General features: G+C 46.4%; 20 protein-coding genes, 1 tRNA gene, 1 other RNA gene and 2 pseudogenes. 15 read left to right on the top strand and 9 right to left on the bottom strand.

Features of this window, described 5'->3' with window-relative positions; translation table 11 throughout:
* Positions 1 to 26: 26 nt before the first annotated feature.
* From ICN30_RS05465 to ICN30_RS05450, 4 genes and pseudogenes are all read left to right on the top strand, one after another.
* Positions 27 to 311 carry a hypothetical protein gene (locus tag ICN30_RS05465; RefSeq protein ID WP_216273841.1) on the top strand — a complete coding sequence of 95 codons (285 nt, stop codon included), beginning with the start codon at positions 27 to 29 and terminating at the stop codon, positions 309 to 311.
* Positions 286 to 510, top strand: a pseudogene (locus ICN30_RS11740) (cell division protein ZapA); the annotation flags it as partial. The gene ICN30_RS05465 and the pseudogene ICN30_RS11740, both read left to right, overlap by 26 nt.
* 99 nt (positions 511 to 609) lie before the next feature.
* A non-coding RNA gene (gene ssrS / locus ICN30_RS05455) (6S RNA) lies at positions 610 to 828 on the top strand.
* Entirely contained in the window at positions 829 to 1,647 is an 819-nt protein-coding gene (locus tag ICN30_RS05450; protein ID WP_216228671.1) for a sulfite exporter TauE/SafE family protein, read from the top strand. It begins immediately after the preceding RNA gene.
* Between the two features lie 16 nt (positions 1,648 to 1,663).
* Here the strand turns inward: ICN30_RS05450 and ICN30_RS05445 are convergent, their stop codons facing one another.
* The 7 genes from ICN30_RS05445 to ICN30_RS05415 all read right to left on the bottom strand — a co-directional run bounded on the left by ICN30_RS05445 (position 1,664) and on the right by ICN30_RS05415 (position 9,595).
* On the bottom strand, positions 1,664 to 3,187 hold the full coding sequence (locus ICN30_RS05445) for a malonyl-CoA synthase (RefSeq protein WP_216273839.1): 1,524 nt from the start codon (positions 3,185 to 3,187) through the stop codon (positions 1,664 to 1,666).
* A 39-nt stretch (positions 3,188 to 3,226) separates the two neighbouring features.
* On the bottom strand, positions 3,227 to 4,225 hold the full coding sequence (locus tag ICN30_RS05440) for a tripartite tricarboxylate transporter substrate binding protein (protein ID WP_216273837.1): 999 nt from the start codon (positions 4,223 to 4,225) through the stop codon (positions 3,227 to 3,229).
* A gap of 115 nt (positions 4,226 to 4,340) precedes the next feature.
* Positions 4,341 to 5,645 carry a malonyl-CoA decarboxylase gene (locus ICN30_RS05435; RefSeq protein ID WP_216273834.1) on the bottom strand — a complete coding sequence of 435 codons (1,305 nt, stop codon included), beginning with the start codon at positions 5,643 to 5,645 and terminating at the stop codon, positions 4,341 to 4,343.
* A gap of 128 nt (positions 5,646 to 5,773) precedes the next feature.
* Positions 5,774 to 6,691: a LysR substrate-binding domain-containing protein gene (locus ICN30_RS05430; RefSeq protein WP_216273832.1), complete on the bottom strand. Its 918-nt coding sequence runs from the start codon at positions 6,689 to 6,691 to the stop codon at positions 5,774 to 5,776.
* 23 nt (positions 6,692 to 6,714) lie between these two features.
* On the bottom strand, positions 6,715 to 7,503 hold the full coding sequence (gene lgt, locus ICN30_RS05425) for a prolipoprotein diacylglyceryl transferase (RefSeq protein ID WP_216273830.1): 789 nt from the start codon (positions 7,501 to 7,503) through the stop codon (positions 6,715 to 6,717).
* A gap of 19 nt (positions 7,504 to 7,522) precedes the next feature.
* Complete coding sequence (locus tag ICN30_RS05420; protein ID WP_216273828.1) at positions 7,523 to 7,987, bottom strand: DNA polymerase III subunit chi; 465 nt, start codon at positions 7,985 to 7,987, stop codon at positions 7,523 to 7,525.
* Positions 7,988 to 7,999: 12 nt separating this feature from the next.
* On the bottom strand, positions 8,000 to 9,595 hold the full coding sequence (locus ICN30_RS05415; protein WP_370626603.1) for a leucyl aminopeptidase: 1,596 nt from the start codon (positions 9,593 to 9,595) through the stop codon (positions 8,000 to 8,002).
* A 124-nt stretch (positions 9,596 to 9,719) separates the two neighbouring features.
* Between ICN30_RS05415 and lptF the strand changes: the two genes are divergently transcribed.
* From lptF to ICN30_RS05400, 3 genes are all read left to right on the top strand, one after another.
* Positions 9,720 to 10,835, top strand: a complete 1,116-nt coding sequence (gene lptF / locus ICN30_RS05410; RefSeq protein WP_216273825.1) for an LPS export ABC transporter permease LptF — start codon at positions 9,720 to 9,722, stop codon at positions 10,833 to 10,835.
* A complete protein-coding gene (lptG, locus tag ICN30_RS05405; protein WP_216273823.1) occupies positions 10,832 to 11,986 on the top strand; it encodes an LPS export ABC transporter permease LptG in 1,155 nt (384 codons plus the stop codon). Before lptF ends, lptG begins: the two co-directional genes overlap by 4 nt.
* A gap of 62 nt (positions 11,987 to 12,048) precedes the next feature.
* Entirely contained in the window at positions 12,049 to 12,990 is a 942-nt protein-coding gene (locus ICN30_RS05400) for a CysB family HTH-type transcriptional regulator (protein ID WP_216228679.1), read from the top strand.
* Between the two features lie 42 nt (positions 12,991 to 13,032).
* Here the strand turns inward: ICN30_RS05400 and ICN30_RS05395 are convergent.
* Positions 13,033 to 13,117, bottom strand: a tRNA-Leu gene (locus ICN30_RS05395).
* A gap of 141 nt (positions 13,118 to 13,258) precedes the next feature.
* On the opposite strand from ICN30_RS05395, the gene ICN30_RS05390 reads away from it, so the two are divergent.
* From ICN30_RS05390 to rng, 8 genes and pseudogenes are all read left to right on the top strand, one after another.
* The gene (locus tag ICN30_RS05390) at positions 13,259 to 13,978 is read left to right on the top strand and encodes a YebC/PmpR family DNA-binding transcriptional regulator (protein WP_216228681.1); all 720 of its coding nucleotides are present in this window, start codon (positions 13,259 to 13,261) and stop codon (positions 13,976 to 13,978) included.
* 48 nt (positions 13,979 to 14,026) lie between these two features.
* Positions 14,027 to 15,304: a phosphoribosylamine--glycine ligase gene (gene purD / locus ICN30_RS05385; protein WP_216273821.1), complete on the top strand. Its 1,278-nt coding sequence runs from the start codon at positions 14,027 to 14,029 to the stop codon at positions 15,302 to 15,304.
* A 66-nt stretch (positions 15,305 to 15,370) separates the two neighbouring features.
* Complete coding sequence (gene hemF / locus ICN30_RS05380) at positions 15,371 to 16,282, top strand: oxygen-dependent coproporphyrinogen oxidase (RefSeq protein WP_216273921.1); 912 nt, start codon at positions 15,371 to 15,373, stop codon at positions 16,280 to 16,282.
* Entirely contained in the window at positions 16,266 to 16,988 is a 723-nt protein-coding gene (locus ICN30_RS05375) for an adenylyltransferase/cytidyltransferase family protein (RefSeq protein ID WP_370626602.1), read from the top strand. The genes hemF and ICN30_RS05375 overlap by 17 nt, the downstream gene beginning before the upstream one ends.
* Positions 16,989 to 17,042: 54 nt before the next feature.
* A pseudogene (gene rsfS, locus ICN30_RS05370) lies at positions 17,043 to 17,426 on the top strand (ribosome silencing factor); the annotation flags it as partial.
* A 13-nt stretch (positions 17,427 to 17,439) separates the two neighbouring features.
* A complete protein-coding gene (gene rlmH, locus ICN30_RS05365) occupies positions 17,440 to 17,883 on the top strand; it encodes a 23S rRNA (pseudouridine(1915)-N(3))-methyltransferase RlmH (protein ID WP_216273817.1) in 444 nt (147 codons plus the stop codon).
* 7 nt (positions 17,884 to 17,890) lie between these two features.
* A complete protein-coding gene (locus tag ICN30_RS05360; RefSeq protein WP_216273815.1) occupies positions 17,891 to 18,514 on the top strand; it encodes a nucleoside triphosphate pyrophosphatase in 624 nt (207 codons plus the stop codon).
* Positions 18,511 to 19,974 (top strand): ribonuclease G, encoded by a 1,464-nt coding sequence (gene rng, locus ICN30_RS05355; protein WP_216273812.1) that lies wholly within the window; start codon positions 18,511 to 18,513, stop codon positions 19,972 to 19,974. Before ICN30_RS05360 ends, rng begins: the two co-directional genes overlap by 4 nt.
* 7 nt (positions 19,975 to 19,981) lie before the next feature.
* Here the strand turns inward: rng and msbA are convergent, their stop codons facing one another.
* On the bottom strand, positions 19,982 to 21,745 hold the full coding sequence (msbA, locus tag ICN30_RS05350; RefSeq protein WP_216273811.1) for a lipid A export permease/ATP-binding protein MsbA: 1,764 nt from the start codon (positions 21,743 to 21,745) through the stop codon (positions 19,982 to 19,984).
* Positions 21,746 to 21,753: the final 8 nt, after the last annotated feature.

The following is a 21,753-nucleotide window of genomic DNA, read 5'->3' as shown; positions in this document are numbered from 1 at the left end:
CTTTACCCTGAGGCTACAATGCCTATATGACCGAGTACATCCCTCATATCCCGAGCGACTCTACTGAATCCGATTCGATAGCTGCATCGCTGCAGAGACTATCCAAGAAAATTCAGCTGATCTCCGACGCCGTTAAAGCGTTACATCAAGATCGCAGTCAGCTTGAAACCAAAATTGAGGATGCACAAAAACGGATTCAGCATATCTTGAGTCGTCTGCCAGAACAAAGTGACGGACGTCAATTGAACTTGCTCGGTGAGCCCGCGACCCCAACCAATCCAGAGGATGACAATGAGCCAACAACGCATTGAAGTAACCCTCGCTGGTCAAAAGATCACATTAGCAACTAGCGCTGAGCATGAGCCATTACTTCGTGCGGCCTGCACATTGGTCGATGAACAAATTCAATTAGCAATTAACGGTGGCAATCGCAGCATTGAGCGTGCCAGCATGATGGCTGCCCTGAAGATCGCCGGTGATCTTATTAAATTGCAAACTGCTTCCGAGCAAACTCAAGCTCAGAGTCATTCATCCAATCCCGAAGAGATTGCGCGACTCCAGAATGAAATTCATACCCTGGAAGATCAAGTGGATGCTCTGATGCAAAGCCTTTCCCTGCCTGGTTCGCCAAGGCCAATAGTTCCTTGAACCGATGCGCAAGCATCAGGAACGATCTTTACACTGTGGGCGTGAGCGTTTCGAATTTTCACAGTGGCAGCTTCGCGCTGTTCACTCCCTGAACTTCTTAATGCACCCGAAGCAGAGTAGCCGTTCCACCTTGAACCTTAGGGTTCAGGATGACGGCCTAGCGGCTAAGGCGGGGAATTCATGTCAATAGCCGATATCGCCATGCTGATGTTGTGTGGGAGCATATCGGGCTTCCTAGCTGGACTCCTTGGCATTGGCGGTGGAATGATTCTGGTGCCCTTCATGATTGTGGTCTTCAATCATTTGGGCTTTGGTCAAAATGTCATCGTACATATGGCCATTGCAACCGGGATGGCAACCATCCTCTTTACAACTACCTCAGCCATCTGGGCGCACCACAAACACAACTCAATTGATTGGAAGCTGGTGGCATCACTCAGTCCAGGTCTAGTGATTGGCAGTCTTGTTGGTGGTAGTGAGATTTTTGAAGCAATCAATACCTCTTGGCTATCTTTATTCTTTGCCATTTTTATCGTCTATACCTCGATTCAAATGATCATCAATAAAAAGCCTGCGGCTGGAAGAGAGTTGCCGGGCACCCTTGGTCTTTTCTCATTCGGAGCATTGACGGGTGTGATTGCCAGCCTAGTTGGCGCAGGCGGCGCATTTATTACTGTGCCATTTATGCTTTGGTGCAATGTAAAACCACATACAGCGATGGCAAGTTCTTCAGGCTTAGGATTTCCGATTGCAGCTGCAGCGACGATTGGCTATATGTATGGCAGTTGGGGCAACCCCAACCTTCCCGCAGGCTCACTAGGATTTGTCTATCTTCCAGCAGTACTTTGTATTGTGGCGGTAAGCATATTCACCGCCCCGCTTGGCGCAAAAATGGCCAGAAAACTCAATGTAGCTCAACTCAAACGTATCTTTGGTGTGATGCTATTTATGCTTGCGGCCTTCATGTTCAATGAAAGCCGCAAGGCATTTGGTTTCTAAGCCAGTATTTTTGCCGTTAGCTGGTGTATTGCTGACGCAGAATATTCTTCTGCACTTTGCCCATGGCATTGCGAGGCAAGTCAGAAACAATCTCTAAACGCTTTGGAATCTTGAAATTCGCAATTTGGGTTTTGAGTGTGGCAATCATTGCTTGCGCATCTAATTTAGCGCCTGCTTTTGGCACCACTACCGCCATTACCGCCTCACCAAAGTCTGGGTGCGGAATACCGATCACAGCACTTTCATCGACCCCATCCATATCGTCGATAAAGCTTTCGATTTCTTTTGGGTAAACGTTATAGCCACCAGAGATGATTAGATCCTTACTGCGGCCAACGATGCAGAGGTAGTCCTTAGGCGCTTTACCGCCATTGGCATCACCACCCCAGCGACCGACGTCACCCGTTTTAAACCAGCCGTCTTTTGTAAATTCCTCGGCAGTTTTTTCTGGCATACGCCAGTAGCCCTTGAATATATTGGGGCCCTTAACCTGAATACTACCGATTTCATCAACACCACAAGGCTTATTATTTTCATTCACCACGCGAACTTTTACGCCTGGCAAAGGCAAGCCAACTGATCCGCCTACGCGATTGCCTTTGTATGGATTAGAAACCAACATCACGGTCTCACTCATACCATAGCGCTCAAGAATCGGCTGGCCAATCACTTCTTTGAAGGTATTAAACGTTTCAGTCAACAAGGGTGCGGAGCCGGAAACAAACAGACGCATATTGCGTGTGACATTTTTATTAAAACCCTTATCTGCCAGTAGACGTACATAGAACGTTGGTACACCCATCATCACAGTGGAGTTTGGCATGTGATGAATTAATTGCGCAGTATCTAAACGTGGCAACCAAATCATTTTGCTACCATTAATTAATGCGCCATGAGCAGCCACAAACAATCCATGAACGTGGAAGATCGGGAGTGCATGCAATAAAACATCGCCTTTTTTCCAGCCCCAAAACTTCTGTAGCACTTGCGCATTGCTTCCCAAATTTTTATGGGTCAACATTGCCCCTTTGCTGCGGCCAGTTGTGCCGGAGGTATACAAGATAGCTGCTAAATCATCATCTTTCACTGCCACTGTTTTGAACTTATCACTTTGACCGGCAGAGCGCTCTAATAGAGTGCCCTTGCGATCTTCATCCAAAGTAAAGACATGTTTAGTGCCGGCCTTAAAGGCAACCTTGGATACCCAGGAGAAATTCTTGCTACTGCAAACCACGACTGCTGGCTCAGCATTCTCTAAGAAGTATTGAATTTCAGCTGCTTGATAAGCGGTATTCAGAGGCAGATAAACATAGCCCGCCTTAATAGTGGCTAGATACAGAAAAAGTGCTTCAGGTGATTTCTCAACCTGCACTGCAATACGAGATCCTGCAGGTAGTTTGAGGCTCTTGAGAAGGTTAGCCATTTTGGCAGTTGCGCGCTCTAGATCACTCCAGCAGTAATACAACCCATCATGCGTTTCTAGTGCACACGCCTGCTTATCTTTTGGAAAACCTTTTTCCAATAAGGAATATAAATTCATTAGAGCCTCAAATCCAAACCAGTAAATTAAATCAAATTGTTAATCAAGCTTTGCGCCAGAGGCTTTAGCAACTGCAGCCCAGCGCTTGATATCTGCGGATACAAACTTGCCGAAAGCATCGCCAGTCAAAGTTGACGTATCTGAACCGTTATTAGCCCAAATAGTTTTTAACTCGGGAGAGTTCAGGGCTTTTTGCACTTCAGCAATCATCTTGTCAACGATAGGCTGAGGCGTTCCCTTAGGGGCAAATAGGCCATACCAAGTTGATACTTCGTAACCTACTAAACCAGCTTCAGCTGCAGTAGGTACATTTGGAAATGCAGCAGAACGCTTCTGTGATGCAACTGCTAAAGCAACGATTGAACCGTTTTTGATTTGCGCTGCTGATGAACCTAAACCATCAAACTCCACGTCCACCTGGCCTGCAATCAGGTCTTGCATCGCTGGGCCTGCACCACGATAAGGAATATGGGTAATAAAGGTCTTGGTCAACATTTTGAACTGCTCACCAGCCAGGTGATGTGAAGAGCCATTACCAGCACTGGCGTAGTTGAACTTACCTGGATTTTTTTTCAGGAGCTCAATAAATTCTTTTAAGTTTTTAACTTGAACATTCTTTGGGTTCACCACAATGACTTGCGGTGGGCTAGCGATCATTGCAACGGGAATAAAGCTCTTCTCAATGTCGTAATCCAAGTTTGGATACATGGAAGGAGCGATTGCATGGTGAGCTGCGCCAACAAAAAAGCTATAGCCATCTGGAGCTGCTTTAGCTGCAATAGAGGCACCTACTGTGCCACCCGCACCACCACGGTTATCAATAATGATTTGTTTGCCTAATTGCTTGGTTAATTGATTTGCTAGTGGGCGAGCAAATGCATCAGTACCACCACCGGCAGGGAATGGCACAACAAAAGTGATGGGTTTATTTGGCCACTCTTGAGCCATTACAGCTAGCGGCGCAGCGCAAATCAAAAACAGCGCTTTTTTCAAAGTGCTTAATGAGAATACAGAATTACTGTTTGCTTTAGTAAACATGGTTGTCTCCTTTATTTTTACCAACTATTGCGTCGGTTTATTTTTGCAACTAATTTCAAGCTCTTATTCTAAGGGGACTTCCGCTTTTCAGCAGAAGTTAGCCTCAGCGTTAATACTAGGGCGCCATCAAGCGACCCACTGCCCTGGAATACACAATTTCACCATTGGCAAAGCGTTCATGGTTATCTTCCACACTTCCCAAGTCATACAGGTAATTCACCATCAGGCCAGCAGATTGGCGCAATCCCTTGCGAGATAAATCTCCAGCCCAGTTCACCAAGTGCAACTTAGCGCCATTACCCAAATGAAACTTCGCTACTGGATTACCATCGCGCCCAGTTGAGGCAAGTCCTAAATACATACTTGCCAAACTCAGTAAAGCTGCTTTTTCTTTTTCTGAAGCGAGATCAGGGTGCCAGCCACCCGCTAATCGCTCGCTCCATGATTGACTCTCAAGCTTCAGAACTGCCAAGGCTGCATCTCTTGCTGCCTTGAGATTTGGCTTCAGCCTATCGGCTGGAACACCTTCACCCAAATTGGCACCTGCGGCAACCCAATCCATAAATCCTGGAATCGGCGACAAAGTGACAAAGGTTTTTATTCCAGGGAATTCAGCATGTAACTGCTCGGCCACCCTCTTAATTAAGAAGTTACCCATCGATACGCCGCGAAGACCGGGCTCGCAGTTGCTGATGGAATAAAAAACTGCAACCTTATATTGAGAAGCTTGATCTACTGTTTCTGCTTTTTTATCAACCAAAGGTGTGATCACCGTAGGGATCTCAGGCAATAGCGCAACCTCCACGAAGATCAAGGGCTCGCTTGGCAGTTGCGGGTGAAAGAAAGCAAAGCAACGACGATCAGGCTGCAGGCGACGACGCAAGTCATCCCAGCCATCAATGGCGTGAACTGCTTCATGTTGGATTAATTTCTCAAGCACCTCTGCTGGGGACTTCCAGTCCACCTGATGCATCTTGAGGAAGCCCGGGTTAAACCAAGAAGATAGCAAGTGACGCATGTCGAAATCTACCGCAGCCAATTCTGGTTTTTTATCTAGTAGCTGCAGCAAATCGCGACGCATTTGCACTACTGCTGCAGTACCTTGACTCGCACGATTGAGACGGCGAAAAAATTCTTGGCGAGGAGACTCGGAAACTTTTTGCAACTGAATGTAATTGCGCGCACTAGAGTCAGCCACAAAATTTTGTGCTGCCTTGAGAACCGCATCCGCCTGGGGATTGAGCTTCTCAAATAGAAAAGTAAAAAATGAGACGTGTTGATCTTTTGCTAATTTGCGATAGTTATTGACCACATCATCAGCCATGCTGAGTGCATTGGATTCGCCACGCTCAGATATCAAACGCTTAATGGCGTTATTTGCCTTAGATAAATTTCGAGCTTTGGTTAACTTCTCTAGCATGGGCTTCTCTCGGAAAAGGCTAAGAATTATGGGTGTTGCATTAAATTCAATTTAATCCCTGGAACATCCATAATCAATTAATCAAAAGAGAATAACATTAACCTTAAGTTAATGATTTTTGAGTAACGCTAATTTGCCTCTGTCATTTTGCGGTGCAGCATACGGGCTTCGGCTGCTAAAGCCAAAATATTTGCATTTAATTCATTAGCCTGAAGATAGATCAAGGCGATATGCTGAGTAACCGCATATTTGGGCAGCAAAGGGGTTAGGGCAATGGCATCACCCATCAGCGCCTTTACCCTACCTGGCAAAAGTGTTTTACCCAAATCGCCAGATACCATATTCATTAGCGAAAAAATATCGCCCACCTTCATGACTACATTTGGCTTAACTCCAGCCAACTTAAAAGCATCATAAAAACCAGAGGTAGTAGCAAACCCCTCTTGAAGGGTAAGAAACTTTTCAGTCTGATATTGGGATAAATCAATACCGGCTTCATTAGGTTTGCTTTTCTGGGAAGAAGCAAAGAAAAGCTGGTCATCAAATAAAGGTACTACCTGCAGACCATCGGTTAATTTTCCAGGGGGCGTTGCAATAACAACTGCATCAATAGCGCCTTCAGACAATTTTTTCATTAGCTCTTCGTTAGACCCGAGATGTAAATCAATATCTAAATCCGGTCTACGGATTTTGGTTCCCATAATGATCCGAGGAATCACGTTTGCAGTTAATGAATACATTGAGCCCAAGCGTATTTGCCCACTCTCAAGCCCTGCCTTAGATCTCGTTTTTTTAAGGATATGCCCCATATCCTCCAGTAACTCGACACTCATCTCTGCCAAATAAATTGCCGCTGGTAGAGGCTTTAATTGACGCCCTTCCTTAACGAATAAGGGGCAGCCAACACCGCCCTCCAGTGAGTGCAGCGCCTTATGGATACTCACTGAACTCAGACTTAATTCCTCGCCGGTTTTGGAGAGACTTCCAGTCCTAATAAATGAACAGAGAATCTCCAGCTTGCGAAGAGTGACATCTGTATTTAGCATGTGACAACCTTTTCAATCACAGCTTAAGCGGACTTAGACCTAAAAACAGTAAGGAGATAAATTCCAAAAATAATCATGGGCACAGAAAGCCACTGCCCCATGGATAGGCCTAGACCTAAGAGCCCCAAGAAGGCATCAGGCTCACGGGCAAATTCTGCCAAAAAGCGGCAAAGTCCGTAGCCCAACAAAAACAATCCTGAAGCTTGCCCCACTCGACGTGGCTTGCTGGAATAAATCCACAGAACGATGCCCAAACAAATACCTTCGCCAAAGAACTGATAGATCTGAGAAGGATGACGGGGAATGGAGTCGACCATTGGAAAGACCATGGCCCAAGGCAAGTCTGTCGGCCTACCCCACAACTCACCATTAATGAAATTACCTAAGCGACCAAATGCCAAACCAAACGGAACCAGTGGCGCAACTAAGTCGCTCACAACAAAGAATGAAACCTTGCGACGATAAGCAAACCAAAGTAAGGCCAGTAAAACACCGAGCAGCCCACCATGAAAGGACATGCCGCCTTCCCAAATCTTAAAGATGCTCAAAGGATTTGCAAGGTAGTAGCCGGGCATATAAAACAGCGTATATCCCAAACGACCGCCAAGCACCACGCCCAAAACACCGGCAAACAAAAGATCTTCAAGGTCTTTATATGACCAGCCCAAAGATTGATAGCGCGCAGCGCGGATGCGCAGACGACCTAGCAATAAAAATTGAGCAAAGGCCAAGAGATACATCAAGCCATACCAATGAATGGCAAACGAGCCAATACGAATGGCAGCGGGATCAAATTCTGGATGAATCAACATACTTAGTAACGATTAATGATCACGCTTTAGATTGATTAAAGTTGTGTAATTCATGACCTAAGTCGCGATAGGCTTTATAGCGCTCGCGACCTGCAAGGCGCTCTGCCTCATTGATTGTCACAACTTCAACAATACGAGGAAAACGTGTAAGCAACCCTGGAACATCAGAGGGCATACGCATTCCCAGATGAATGAGAACATCTGCATGAGGGAGTTGAGACAAAGCCGGCGACAAGAAGTCATCAGTCAGCAAAATAGGCGTATCCATTGCTGCCTCATCATCAATAAAACAATGGGGCAAAAAATCCGTCGCACTAAATGTCCATAAAAGCTCATCTAACTTCTTGAGATCAGCCTTATCACCTACCATCACGATATGACGCACTGGCTCGCCAGCAGGTGTAGCGCTCCAGATCTTGCGTGTTAAACGACAGGCATATTCAAGCTTATCGCTAACGTTGCTATGAAAATCAATACGGGCCATAAGCGCTGTCTTCTACTTTTGTTCTAACAAGTAATTTACGAGCAATGGAACTGGGCGGCCAGTCGAACCTTTAGCGGCACCACTTTTCCAAGCAGTACCAGCAATGTCCAAATGAGCCCATTTATATTTTTCAGTAAAGCGCGACAAGAAACAGGCTGCAGTAACACTACCCGCTGGGCGTCCACCAATATTAGCTACATCTGCGAAATTGGATTTCAGTTGCTCATGGTATGCTGCATCCAAAGGTAAGCGCCATACAGTGTCCAAAGAAGCATGGCCTGCCTTAGTGAGTGCATTGACCAAACCTTCATCATCAGAGAACACGCCGCTATGCACATGACCCAATGCAATGATGCAAGCACCCGTTAAAGTAGCTACATCGATTACAGCCTTAGGTTTAAAGCGCTCCACATAAGTTAAGGCGTCACACAAAATTAAACGGCCTTCTGCATCGGTATTCAGAATCTCAATTGTTTGTCCCGACATGCTTTTCACAATATCGCCAGGGCGAGTTGCATTGCCGGAGGGCATATTTTCACAAGTTGGAATGACGCCGATGACATTCTTTTTTAACTTCATCAAGGCAGCTGCATACATAGTGCCAATGACAGATGCGGCGCCACACATGTCGTACTTCATCTCATCCATAGCTTCACCAGGCTTCAGAGAGATTCCGCCGGTATCAAAAGTAATTCCTTTGCCCACCAACACAATCGGGGCCTCGCCTGCTTTGCCACCTTGGTGACGCATCACAATAAATTGTGGTGGCGTATCTGAACCCTTAGCCACCGATAAAAATGAGCCCATACCCAATGCTTCGATTTGCTTGCGACCCAAAACCTCAACCTTGAGACCGGTCTTTTTGCTTAGGCCTTGCGCTGCTTTACCCAAGTAAGTCGGGGTGCAAATATTCGGAGGCAGATTACCTAAGTCTTTAGCCAAGTTCATACCCTCAACCATTGCTGAACCCTCTGGCACAGCAGCCTTCAACTCCTTGGCACAAGTATCGTTACCTGCAAAGATGAGGTGAGTAAAAGTATCGGCCTTGTCTTTAGCCTTGAATTTCATAGCAGGCTGACGCACTCCAAAGCGATATGCCTGATCACCGGCATATTGAATAGTTAGGCGCACCTCTTCAGCCATGAACTCAGCGCGATGCCCCAAAGCAAAGCTGGGGATGAACCACAAAGCGCTTTGGATGGAGCCGCCACTTAACTGCTTTAATGCAGCGCGAGCAATTTTTGAATAGGAATTGAGGCTTCGCGCGCTAGCAGGCGCAATATCTCCCAGAGACACCAAAAGAACACGTTTTGCTTTTACGCCAGATGCAGTCCAAGATTTTTCAGCACGAATTACGCAGGTAGAGGCTGGCTTAGCGTCAAGATCGCCCACTAAATTTGCATGGGTAACTGAACCGCCAAGCAAACGATCTAATTCAATTAAAAATCCAGACTTGGATTTACCCGCCGTCAAAGCATCTAAATCTGCCTTTGAGTACGCCAAAACCAGACAATCGGTGCTGTGCGCCAATAGGGTGCCTAGGCTCGCCTTAAGTTGTTTTGGGTTATTTAGATCGGCTTGCGCGAAAATCTTGGTGCTAAATTGAATAGTCATAATGTCTTACGGTATTTTTAAGTCAATTCAAGGGAAAAAATGGGTGTTTATCCATTATCCTCCGAGATGCAGGTTCACATCTTGAGTGAGCCCATAACAGCCAATTCTCTATCTATTCATGATTTTTCACAAAGCCCTTCGCCGCGAACTTAGTTTTACGACTGGTGGTGTTTTTTTGGTCTTGGTAACCATCATGATTACCACCCTAGTCATACGAATTCTGGGCTTTGCAGCAAATGGCGCTGTAAACCCAGAAGATGCCCTAGTTCTCATAGCGCTAGCCACTCTTGGTTATATGGCTGTATTACTCACTGTCTCTTTATTTGTCGCCGTATTAATTGTGCTTGTGCGCTGGTACAAAGATTCCGAAATGATTGTTTGGTTTGCTAGCGGCCTCAGTATTGCTAGCCTGATTCGACCGATCCTACGTTTTGCGACCCCCCTCATCATCATCATCGCCCTGTTAGCACTCTTTGTATGGCCTTGGGCTAATCGTGAATCAACCCTCATTAGCCAAAGATTTCAGCAACGCAGTGACGTTTCTATGGTTGCTGCTGGCCAATTTAGAGAGTCCGCTAAAGCCGAACGCGTATTTTTTATTGAAGAATTAGACATCGATAAAAGTGAAGTTAAAAATATCTTCGCTGCAGAAACTAAAAATGGACGGCTCAGTGTCGCTGTTGCCTCAACTGGCTTTATTGAAAATGCTAAGGGTGGCGGCAAATCAATCGTGCTTAATAATGGCCGCCGGTATGATGGGGTGCCTACGCAACCAGATTTTAGAATTCTGGAGTTTGCTGAGTACAGCACCCATATTCAAAGTAAAAGCGCACTTGATCCAGCTCCGCGCGATCGCGAAAAAACAGTCTCCGAACTCTTAAACGACCCTAACACTGACGCTATTAATCCCAATCGCGCTGAATTGCTTTGGCGTATCGGCTTACCATTAATGGCCTTAGGCCTGGTGTTAATTGCCATCCCGCTTGCCTACGTCAACCCAAGACTTGGTAATTACACTGCGATGTTTTATGCCGTGCTGATTTACCTCATCTATAGCAACCTTCTCAACCTCACGCAAAACTTTGTATCCCAGGGCAAGGTAAATGTTTTTGTCGCGGCTTGGCCTGTCCATGCACTAGCCTTTGGCATTGCTTTTTTACTTATTCGCAATCGTATCAACCCTTCACTGAAGTGGTGGCGCCGTCAACTTCCTTCATTCATGGCTAATAGATGAGATATCTATTCCCCTACATATTCGAACGCTACTTAGCTAAGCAGATCTATGCTGCCTTTGGCTTCATCCTATTTTCTTTGGTGGCACTATTTTTATTTTTTGACATTCTTAGTGAGCTTGGTTCGGTAAAAGGTCAATACACCCTGCCATTAGCACTGCTGCATGTTTTATTAAAAGCGCCAAGTCGCATTTCCGAGATCATTCCCATCGCTGCTTTGATTGGCAGTATTTATGTATTTGCGATGCTAGCAAGTCAGTCCGAGTTCACGATCTTGCGTATAGCTGGATTAGATATACGCAGAGGCTTAACTACTCTAGCCAAAATTTCATTACCTCTAGTTGTTCTGACGCTGGTCATGAGTGAATGGCTAGGGCCCTATACCGAAAATCTGTCAGAGCAGATTCGCATGAAGGCCTTAGGCTCATCCTATAGCTCGCAATTTAAAACTGGGGTGTGGGTAAAAGATCGCTTACGAGATGAAGATGGTAGCGGCCCGATTAGGCCGGGAGTTCGCTATGTCAACGTTGGCAAGATTGAACAAGATAACGAAATCAAAAATATTCGTATGTATGAGTTTGATGATGCATATCGCCTACTCTCTATTCGAAGCGCAGTATCTGGGCGCTTTGATCAAGCGGGAACCTGGATTCTGGATGATGTCACCGAAACTCGCTTTAAAGAAACCAAGCAGAGTGATCCACTCAATCCCGTCTATTCAGCCCAGACTTTTGTACATCCAATTGTTAGCCTCAATTCCGAAGTCACACCTCAAATTTTGAGCGTACTTTTAGTCAGTCCGGAAAAAATGTCGATCTTTAGCTTGGGGCGTTTTATTTCACACTTGAGAGATAACAAACAGGATGCTCAGCGTCACTCTATTGCGTTCTGGAAAAAAGTAATTTACCCATTTACGATCTTCGTTATGCTGACATTGGCACTGCCGTTTGCCTACCTCAAGGTGCGCGCCGGTAGCGTTGGCATCAAGGTATTTGGCGGCATCATGCTAGGCATGAGCTTTCAACTTTTTAACTCCCTCTTCTCTAATGTTGGACTCCTAGGCTCTTGGCCCGCACTACTTACCGCCCTAACGCCGCCATTGCTTTATTTCATCTTGGCGATTGTGGGTTTACGTTGGGTATCTAGAGCTTAATACCTCAAAATCATATAGAATCTCATTCATATATCGCAGTTGATATAAAGAATGGAATCCATATGAATCTTCACCAATTTCGTTTTGTTCGTGAGGCCGTAAGACAGAACTTCAATCTGACTACTGCTGCCAAGGCCCTCTTTACCTCTCAGCCTGGAGTCTCCAAGGCCATCATTGAGCTGGAAGATGAGTTGGGCGTGGAAATATTCCGACGCCACGGTAAACGCATTCGCTCGCTCACCGAGCCAGGTAAACGCATTCTCGCCTCGATTGAGCGCATTCTGGATGAAGTAGAAACTTTAAGACGAGTTGGTAAAGACTTTGCCAGTCAAGATCAAGGCAACTTTGTGATTGCAACCACTCATACGCAGGCACGTTACGCATTGCCAAAGGTGCTCACTGAATTTACTAAACGCTTTCCGAAGGTTCGAGTCAGTATTCAGCAGGGAAGTCCAGGACAAATTGCGGAGCTATTGATTCATGATCGTGCGGATATCGCCATCGCAACTGAAGGTATTGCCAATACCCCTGGTGTACTGGCGCTACCTGGCTACCAATGGCAACACGTGGTCATGGTGCCGCTAAGCCATCCCCTCCTTAATCAGTCAACAATCACCTTAGAAGAAATTGCGAAATACCCACTCATCACCTACGACAAAGCGTTTGCGGGTCGCAGCAAGATTGATGCCGCTTTTGCACAACGCAATCTCAGCCCAGACATTATTTTGGAAGCTATCGATGCGGATGTGATTAAGACTTACGTTGAAACTGGAATGGGTGTGGGCATTGTGGCTGGATTAGCCTACGATGCAGATCGAGATCGCAATCTCCGAGTAATTCCAGTTGGGCACTTATTTGGCAATAACGTGACGCATTTGGGTGTTAAGCAAGGAGCTTACTTACGCTCTTTTGTGTATACCTTCATCGAACTATTCTCACCAACACTCACCAAGAAAATTGTTGAGCAAGCCATGAATAGCGAGTCAGAAACATACGAGATTTAAGATTTAGAGCATCTCAGGGCGTAAATAACAGCCTATTTGAGATGGTGCCCCGGGGCGGACTTGAACCGCCACGCCTTGCGGCACCGGATTTTGAGTCCGGCACGTCTACCAATTCCATCACCGGGGCAGGTGTTTGCAGTGGAAAAACTGCATTGAAGCTTACTAAGAGGTGAGAGTGTAACAAAAAAGTTGTAGCACCCCCATTCTTGGTCTCAGAAGCCCTTAAAATGAGGTCTTCAAGCCACATTACTCAAAAGGACTTACCCGTATGGCCGGCCATTCGAAATGGGCCAATATTCAGCACCGCAAAGGACGTCAAGACGAAAAGCGCGGCAAGATTTGGACCAAACTCATAAAAGAAATCACGGTTGCAGCTAAATTAGGCGGCGGCGATATTGCTACGAACCCGCGTTTACGCCTAGCAATCGATAAGGCTAAAGATGCCAATATGCCCAATGACAATGTGCAGCGTGCAATTCAGCGCGGCACAGGCTCACTCGAGGGAGTTAACTATGAAGAGATTCGTTATGAAGGTTATGGCCTCAATGGAGCCGCCATCATCGTTGATTGCTTAACCGACAACCGCACACGTACCGTTGCTGAAGTGCGCCATGCATTTAATAAAAATGGTGGCAATATGGGTGCCGAGGGATCAGTTGCTTTTATGTTTAAGCACTGCGGTCAGATGTTGTTTGCCCCTGGCACTAATGAAGATCAACTCATGGAGATCGCACTCGATGCCGGCGCAGAAGATGTCATCACCCATGATGATGGATCACTTGAGGTGCTCACGCCAGTGCCTGACTTTTCTAAAGTGCAAGACGCGCTCACCCAGGCAGGCTTAAAAGCAGAACTTGCCACAGTGACAATGCGCCCAGAAACCGAAACCGAGTTCGAGGGTGAACAAGCCGAGAGCATGCAAAAACTTTTGGATGCACTTGAAAACTTAGATGATGTTCAAGAAGTATTTACGAATGCATCCTTGTAAGTCATCGAATTTATAAATCCCATTCATTAACCTATTTCTTAGCTCGTCATGAAAATTCTTTTAGTTGGATCCGGTGGTCGTGAACATGCATTGGCATGGAAGCTGGCTCAATCTCCACAAGTGCAAACCGTATATGTGGCACCAGGAAATGGCGGCACCGCCACAGCAAAACAAGCTGCTGCGGGAATTGAAAATCTTCCCATTTCTGGTCTTCAAGAGTTAGCGGACTTTGCCAAGCGTGAAAAAATTCATCTCACAGTAGTGGGTCCTGAAGCCCCATTAGCCGCAGGCATCGTAGATGTATTCCGCAACAATGGTTTGCGCATCTTCGGACCAACTCAGCTAGCGGCTCAATTGGAGTCCTCAAAGGATTTCTCTAAAGCATTTATGAAGCGCCACGGCATCCCAACAGCGGAATACCAAACTTTCTCAAATGCATTAGAGGCGCATGCTTACATTGATGCCAAAGGTGCACCGATCGTCATTAAAGCGGATGGTCTAGCTGCTGGCAAAGGCGTAGTTGTAGCCATGGATTTAGCAGAAGCGCATGCAGCCGTCGACATGATGCTTGCAGATAACAAACTCGGTAATGCAGGTGCACGCGTAGTTATCGAAGAATTTTTAACCGGTGAAGAAGCTAGTTTTATTGTGCTCGTGGACGGCAAACATGTTTTAGCTTTAGCCACCAGCCAAGATCACAAGCGCTTACTCGATGCTGATCAAGGCCCTAATACCGGCGGCATGGGCGCTTACTCCCCTGCCCCAGTTGTCACCCCAGAAATCCATGCGCGTGCGTTACGCGAAGTCATCATGCCCACTGTTAAGGGCATGGAAGCCGATGGCATTCCCTACACCGGCTTCCTCTACGCAGGCCTGATGATTTCTCCAGACGGCAAGATCAAGACTTTGGAATTTAACTGCCGTATGGGTGACCCAGAAACCCAACCCATCATGGCTCGACTACGCAGTGATCTAGTCAATGCGCTCGATCATGCAGTAGATGGCACGCTCAATGAGGTGGAATTAGATTGGGATCGTCGCACTGCACTAGGCGTAGTACTCGCAGCCCATAACTATCCAGATACCCCTCGCAATGGTGATGTGATCACAGGTATACCAGCTGATACTGAAGATCAATTGACATTTCATGCCGGCACTAAGCTGCAAGATGGCAAGCTTGTCACCTCGGGCGGTCGCGTTATGTGTGTAGTAGGCCTATCGGATACGGTTCGTGGTGCACAACAAAAAGCATACGACGCTATTTCTAATATCCAGTTTGATGGCATGCAATATCGCAAAGATATTGGCTATCGCGCAGTCAAATAATTAAGCAACTTCTTATCACCCAATACGAAAAAATTTTCATCCTTGTCATCTGCCGAACATACTCAAATTGATATTGCAGCCTTAAAAGATTACTTTTTAGGCCTGCAAGATCGCATCACTAGCGCAATGAGTGCGCTTGATGGCAAAGCCTTCATGGTGGATGCCTGGGAAAAGCCAGAGGATAGTAAGTTAAAGGGTTATGGACGCACCTGCATTTTGGATGGCGGAAATATTTTAGAAAAAGGTGGCGTGGGCTTCTCACATGTCCGCGGCGATCAAATGCCGCCCTCAGCATCGCACCATCGCCCAGAAGTTGCGGGACGTAGCTTTGAAGCCATGGGTGTTTCCTTGGTGTTTCATCCAAACAATCCTAAGGTGCCCACCACCCATATGAATGTGCGCTGTTTTATTGCACAAGCTCCAGACAAAGAACCGGTCTGGTGGTTTGGCGGCGGCTTTGATCTCACACCCTATTACGGTGTTGATGATGATTGCAAACACTTTCATCAAACTGCTAAAGATGCTTTGGATCCATTTGGTGAAGAGCTATACCCACGCTTCAAAAAATGGTGTGATGAATATTTTTACCTAAAGCATCGTGAAGAGCCCCGCGGTATTGGTGGCGTCTTTTTTGATGACTTTAATGATCTTGGTTTTGAGCAAAGCTTTGCAATGACACGCGCTGTTGGTGATGCGTTTATTGATGCTTACTTACCGATTGTGGAGCGTCGCTACAAAGACAGCTTTACTGCTGAAGAAAAAGCATTTCAAGAATACCGTCGTGGTCGCTATGTCGAATACAACTTAATATTCGACCGTGGCACCATTTTTGGTTTGCACTCTGGTGGACGCACTGAATCTATTCTGATGTCCATGCCACCGGTAGTTCAGTGGTGGTACAACTGGCAACCAAAACCCGGCACGCCAGAAGCCAAGCTCTACGACCACTACCTTAAGCCGCGTGACTGGCTGGCCTAACTTGAGCTCAGTGCATTTGGATACTCCAAAAAAAATTGGTATCTTGGGTGGCACTTTTGACCCGCCGCATCTTGGCCACCTGAAGTTGGCCACACATTTTGCAAAGGTCTTGCATCTTGATGCCTTACTGCTAATCCCTAGTGGTGAACCTTGGCAAAAAAATACCGACATCACTCCCGCAGAAATCCGCTTACAGCTTACTGAAGCTGCAGGCATCGATCTAGCGAGAGCATTTCTCTATTTACAAATTCCCACTCAAATTGGCGTTGATCGCATCGAAATTGATCGTGCAGGCCCGAGTTATGCCATTGACACCGCAAAAGCCCTGAGAGAGCGCTTTGGACCTGATGTCAGCTTGATCTGGTTGATGGGAGCCGACTCCCTGCTAAATCTCCCCTCCTGGAATTCCTGGGATCAATTACTAGGCTTTGTGAATTTCGCAGTAGCCAGCAGGCCTCACCATGAGATTTCTGCAGATATGGGCCCTGAAATTGAGGTTTTATTGGCAAATCATCAATGTACGGACCCAGACACCCTTGAAAAAAGCCGATTTGGCCGCATCTATTTAGATAACAGTCTTTCAGTAGACCTTTCATCAACCGAGTTGCGAAATCAGCTTAAAAGCACTTCTCGTAGCGCCATTGCCTCCGAGCACATTCCGTCTCACGCCTTAGAAATCATCACAAATCTAGGCCTGTATAAGTAATCAGGCTAAGATCACTCCTATATACAAAAATCTCAGAAAAATATTAAAGAAACTATGGACTTAACTAAATTACAACGTGTCGTGATCGATGCCCTGGAAGATGTCAAAGCGCAAGATATTCGTGTTTATGACACTACTAAGCTCAGTGAGTTATTTGATCGTGTGATCATTGCCACCGGTACCTCCAATCGCCAGACCCGATCTTTGGCCATGTCAGTTAAAGAGGCCGTCAACGCTAAAGGTGGCGAAGTCATCTCAGTCGAAGGTTTGGAGACTGGTGAGTGGGTGCTCGTCGATTGTGGCGATATCGTGGTTCACATTTTGCAACCTGCACTGCGTGCGTACTACCAACTTGAAGGTATGTGGGGCGCTAAGCCAGTGCGCGTCAAATTGGCAGCGGATAAGGGACTTGTGAAAGCAAGCGAACCTGACGACGAGTAACGCTCTAGCAATGCGCTTAACGATTGTTTCTGTTGGTCACAAAATGCCAGAATGGGTTGCAACTGCAACCCATGATTACATTAAGCGTATGCCCGCTGATTGCAGTATTGAAATCAAAGAGATCAAACCCGATCTCACTCCAGCCAAAGAGGCCATAAAAATTGCAGCCGCCATTCCGAAAGGCTCTCGCGTCATTGCGCTGGATGAGCGCGGCAAAGATCACACCACTCAAAATCTAGCCACCCAGTTAGCAGGTTGGCGGCAGGAGGGTTTTGACATCACCTTCTTGATTGGTGGTGCAGATGGACTCGACCCTAGCCTCAAAGAAGCCGCGCAAGCTATGTGGCGCCTCTCAAGCCTAACCTTGCCCCATGCTATGGCAAGAGTTTTGTTGGTAGAGCAACTCTATCGAGCTTGGACCATTTTGCAAGGTCACCCTTATCACCGCGAGTAAGCCATTGATGTTTTCTTATATTTACCTTGCATCACAAAGTCCACGACGCCAAGAGTTGCTCAAACAAATTGGCATCCAGTTTGAGATGCTGATTGCGGCACAAGGCGAAGATACAGAAACCCTGGAAGTGCCCCTCCCCAATGAAGAAGCCCTTCAATATGTCGAGCGGGTCACTTTTGCCAAAAGCGCCATTGCATTAGCAAGATGGCAAAACAGCGGCAAACCTTGGGCGCCTATTCTGTGCGCAGATACCACCGTTAGCTTGCCTGGCAACCCTGCCGGCGAGATCCTTGGCAAACCCAGTGATGCTGCCGATGCAGTACGCATTCTAAAAATGCTCAGTGGCAAAGTACATGAGGTACTTACTGCGGTTGTACTCACAATCGATCCCCAAACCAACCCTCTATGTTTAGTGCAGGTATCCGAAGTGGAATTTGCCCACCTAACTGAAGCGCAAATTGATAGCTATACTCAGAGTGGCGAGCCCTTTGGTAAAGCTGGGGCATATGGCATTCAGGGCCTTGGAGGGGCTTTTATTCCCTCAATTAAAGGCAGCTATAGCGGTATCATGGGATTACCTATTTTCGAAGTTAACCAATTATTGGATTTCGCTAAAGTTGCCCGCATATGAATGAGGAAATTCTGATCAACATCACACCCCAAGAAACACGGGTGGCATTAATTCAGCAAGGCGCCGTGCAAGAGCTTCAGATTGAGCGCACGCGTCAACGCGGCATCGTTGGCAATATCTATTTGGCTAAAGTGGTACGCGTACTACCTGGCATGCAATCAGCCTTCATTGAGATTGGCTTAGAGCGCACTGCATTTATGCACGTTGCAGATATCACCCAAAACAATCCTCAGGCTCAAATTGAAAAGTTACTCTTTGAGGGGCAAAATGTTTTGGTCCAAGTTCTTAAGGATCCCTTAGGAACTAAAGGTGCACGCCTTACAACCCAACTCAGTATTGCTGGCCGAAACTTAGTTTATCTACCACCAGCCGGCACAGATGCAGCCACCGAGAAGTATATTGGCGTATCCCAAAGAATTGATCAGCCCGAAGAGCGTGAAGCAATTAAGGTGCGCCTTGCTGAACTAATGCCTGCCGATGAAAAAGGTGGAATCATTGTGCGTACCAGTGCACAAGACGCCAGCGATACCGAACTTGAGCATGACATGCATTACCTACGCACTACCTGGGAGAAGATCCGAGAGGCAGTGAACCACAAGGCTGCCCCCAGCCTGCTTTACCAAGATCTCAGCTTAGCTGAACGCGTTTTACGCGATGTTGCCGGTGAAGAAACCACCCAAATTCGAGTTGACTCAGCCGAGAACTTTGAAAAGCTCAAAGGTTTCGCTACGCTCTACATGCCTAATCTCTTGGACAAGCTCACACTACATCGTGGTGAGCGCGCCCTATTTGATTTATTTGATGTTGATGCAGAAATCAATAAGGCTTTAGGCAGAAGAGTTGACCTCAAATCGGGCGGCTACCTGATGATCGATCAAACGGAGTCAATGACCACAATTGATGTCAACACCGGAAGTTACGTCGGCGCACGCAATCTAGATGACACTGTATTTAAAACTAATCTTGAGGCTGCTCAGGCAATTGCTCGTCAACTCCGTTTACGAAATCTTGGCGGCATCATCATCATTGACTTTATTGATATGCTAAGCAAAGATCATCAAGAATCCGTTTTGCACGAACTCAATCGCAATTTAGAACGTGATCATGCTCGGACCTCAGTGAGCGATTTTTCCTCATTGGGCTTAGTAGAGATGACGCGCAAACGTACTCGCGAATCTCTGGCTCATATCACCTGTGAACCATGCGCCACTTGCCAAGGTAAGGGTGAAGTCAAAACAGCGCAGACTATATGTTACGAAATTTTGCGAGAGATTGTGCGAGAGCATCGCCAATTTAATCCCCGTGAATTTAGGATTGTTGCGGCACCTGATGTAATTGACCTTTTCCTTGAAGAAGAAAATCAATTTTTGGCACAGTTAGGGGACTTCATTAGCAAGCCCATCAAACTACAAGCAGAAGGAAGTTTCCGCCAAGAACAATACGATATCGTCCTCAGTTAATCACTGATTAAGCATTTGAAAACTGGATGCGATGCAAGTTGGCATACAAGCCATCTTTGGCAATCAATTCTTCATGCGTGCCATTTTCGATAACGTGGCCGTGCTCCAACACCACAATCCGATCAGCATGCTCTATGGTTGATAAGCGGTGAGCAATCACTAAAGTAGTTCGTCCAGCCATCAGGCGCTCCAAAGCATCTTGTACTTGACGCTCAGATTCGGAATCTAGCGCTGAAGTTGCTTCATCCAAGATCAGGATGGGTGCATTTTTATAAATCGCCCTCGCAATGGCTAAGCGCTGGCGTTGACCACCAGACAAACGATTGCCGTTATCACCAATTTGCGTATCAATACCTTCAGGCATTTCTTTCATGAGAGTGCTTAAGTTTGCCGCTTCGAGCGCTTCCATCACGCGTCCCCGGTCGATACCCTCCGGGCCTACAGCCCCATATGCAACGTTCGCTGCAATACTGTCATTAAATAAAATGACATCCTGGCTTACAAAAGCAATTTGTTTACGTACATCCGCAAGAACAATATTCTCAAGAGGAATGTCATCCAAGAAAATTTGTCCGCTTGTTGGTTTAAAGAAACGCGGCAGTAAATTGACTAGAGTAGATTTACCACCGCCAGATGGGCCAACAAAAGCAACCACCTCCCCAGGATTGATATTTAAATTCACGCCAGTGAGTGCATCTTTGCGCCCAGCTTCTTGCTGATAAGAGAAGCCAACATCTTCAAATCGAATTCCGCCCTTAGTCTTACCTAAGGATTTCATATTTTCTTTGCGGGATTCATCCTCCTCAAAGGGTTGATCCATGAGAGTGAAAATCATTTCCGCTGCAGTTAAGCCACGCTGCAGAGGCTGATTGATATCTGCCAGATGCTTAATCGGCGAAATCACCAACATCATGGCGGTAATAAATGCAGCAAAACCGCCCACCGTAGTCCCCTCCGAAGCCGATTGCATCAAGGCAATCACCAACACGATCGACAATGCCATAGAAGCAATAAGTTGAGTAATAGGCTGATTCAAGCCACCAGCTACCGCGGCTTTCATTGAAAACTGACGCAAACGTTCTGCCTTATCCATGAAGCGACGCAACTCGTATTCTTCCGCACCATGCACCTTCACAATCTTGTATCCAGCCGCAGACTCTTCAACGATATAAGCCAACTCACTAGTCAGGGTCTGCTGCTCACGATTTAAAGATCGTAGGCGCTTATTAATTTTGCTCATGATGAAGGCAATAACAGGGAAGATCACCAACACGACAAGCGTCAATTGCCAATTTAAATAAATAAGATAGCCAATTAAACCAACCACGGTGAGTGAATCCCGCACCAAGCTAATTAACATGCCACCCATGATGGATAGAACGTTATTAACCTCAAAGACAACTGCATTAATTAAATTGGATGCAGAGTTCTTTTGAAAAAATACAGTAGATGCATTTAACAGCGTCTGAAACATCTGCTCACGCAATTTGAGCAACACTGAATTAATGACGCGAGTCAGCAAATAATTTGAAAGGAACTGGGCTAGGCTGCGAACAAGCGCCAAACCCACCAAGAAAACAGGTACCTGCCAGAGCTTGCTGTTGAGCTGTCCAGTAAAGCCACGGTCCAATAATGGCTTCATCAGGGCTGGGATAGACGTTTCAGCACCAGCGACTAGGGCCATAGCCAGTAAAGACCCAATAATCGTCCAGATATGGGGCTTCAGATACTGAATTAAGCGATTTAAGGCGGTACGGTCTTGAGCATTCATATAATGAA

The organism is Polynucleobacter sp. 31A-FELB, from assembly GCF_018882405.1.
GTDB lineage: Bacteria > Pseudomonadota > Gammaproteobacteria > Burkholderiales > Burkholderiaceae > Polynucleobacter.
This window is presented reverse-complemented; position numbering and strand designations above follow the sequence as displayed.

Coding starts and splice junctions, on each gene's coding strand:
- ICN30_RS05465 (WP_216273841.1), top strand. CDS start 27: ATGACCGAGTACATCCCTCATATCCCGAGCGACTCTACTGAATCCGAT.
- ICN30_RS05450 (WP_216228671.1), top strand. CDS start 829: ATGTCAATAGCCGATATCGCCATGCTGATGTTGTGTGGGAGCATATCG.
- ICN30_RS05445 (WP_216273839.1), bottom strand. CDS start 3,187: ATGAATTTATATTCCTTATTGGAAAAAGGTTTTCCAAAAGATAAGCAG.
- ICN30_RS05440 (WP_216273837.1), bottom strand. CDS start 4,225: ATGTTTACTAAAGCAAACAGTAATTCTGTATTCTCATTAAGCACTTTG.
- ICN30_RS05435 (WP_216273834.1), bottom strand. CDS start 5,645: ATGCTAGAGAAGTTAACCAAAGCTCGAAATTTATCTAAGGCAAATAAC.
- ICN30_RS05430 (WP_216273832.1), bottom strand. CDS start 6,691: ATGCTAAATACAGATGTCACTCTTCGCAAGCTGGAGATTCTCTGTTCA.
- lgt (WP_216273830.1), bottom strand. CDS start 7,503: ATGTTGATTCATCCAGAATTTGATCCCGCTGCCATTCGTATTGGCTCG.
- ICN30_RS05420 (WP_216273828.1), bottom strand. CDS start 7,987: ATGGCCCGTATTGATTTTCATAGCAACGTTAGCGATAAGCTTGAATAT.
- lptF (WP_216273825.1), top strand. CDS start 9,720: ATGATTTTTCACAAAGCCCTTCGCCGCGAACTTAGTTTTACGACTGGT.
- lptG (WP_216273823.1), top strand. CDS start 10,832: ATGAGATATCTATTCCCCTACATATTCGAACGCTACTTAGCTAAGCAG.
- ICN30_RS05400 (WP_216228679.1), top strand. CDS start 12,049: ATGAATCTTCACCAATTTCGTTTTGTTCGTGAGGCCGTAAGACAGAAC.
- ICN30_RS05390 (WP_216228681.1), top strand. CDS start 13,259: ATGGCCGGCCATTCGAAATGGGCCAATATTCAGCACCGCAAAGGACGT.
- purD (WP_216273821.1), top strand. CDS start 14,027: ATGAAAATTCTTTTAGTTGGATCCGGTGGTCGTGAACATGCATTGGCA.
- rlmH (WP_216273817.1), top strand. CDS start 17,440: ATGCGCTTAACGATTGTTTCTGTTGGTCACAAAATGCCAGAATGGGTT.
- ICN30_RS05360 (WP_216273815.1), top strand. CDS start 17,891: ATGTTTTCTTATATTTACCTTGCATCACAAAGTCCACGACGCCAAGAG.
- rng (WP_216273812.1), top strand. CDS start 18,511: ATGAATGAGGAAATTCTGATCAACATCACACCCCAAGAAACACGGGTG.
- msbA (WP_216273811.1), bottom strand. CDS start 21,745: ATGAATGCTCAAGACCGTACCGCCTTAAATCGCTTAATTCAGTATCTG.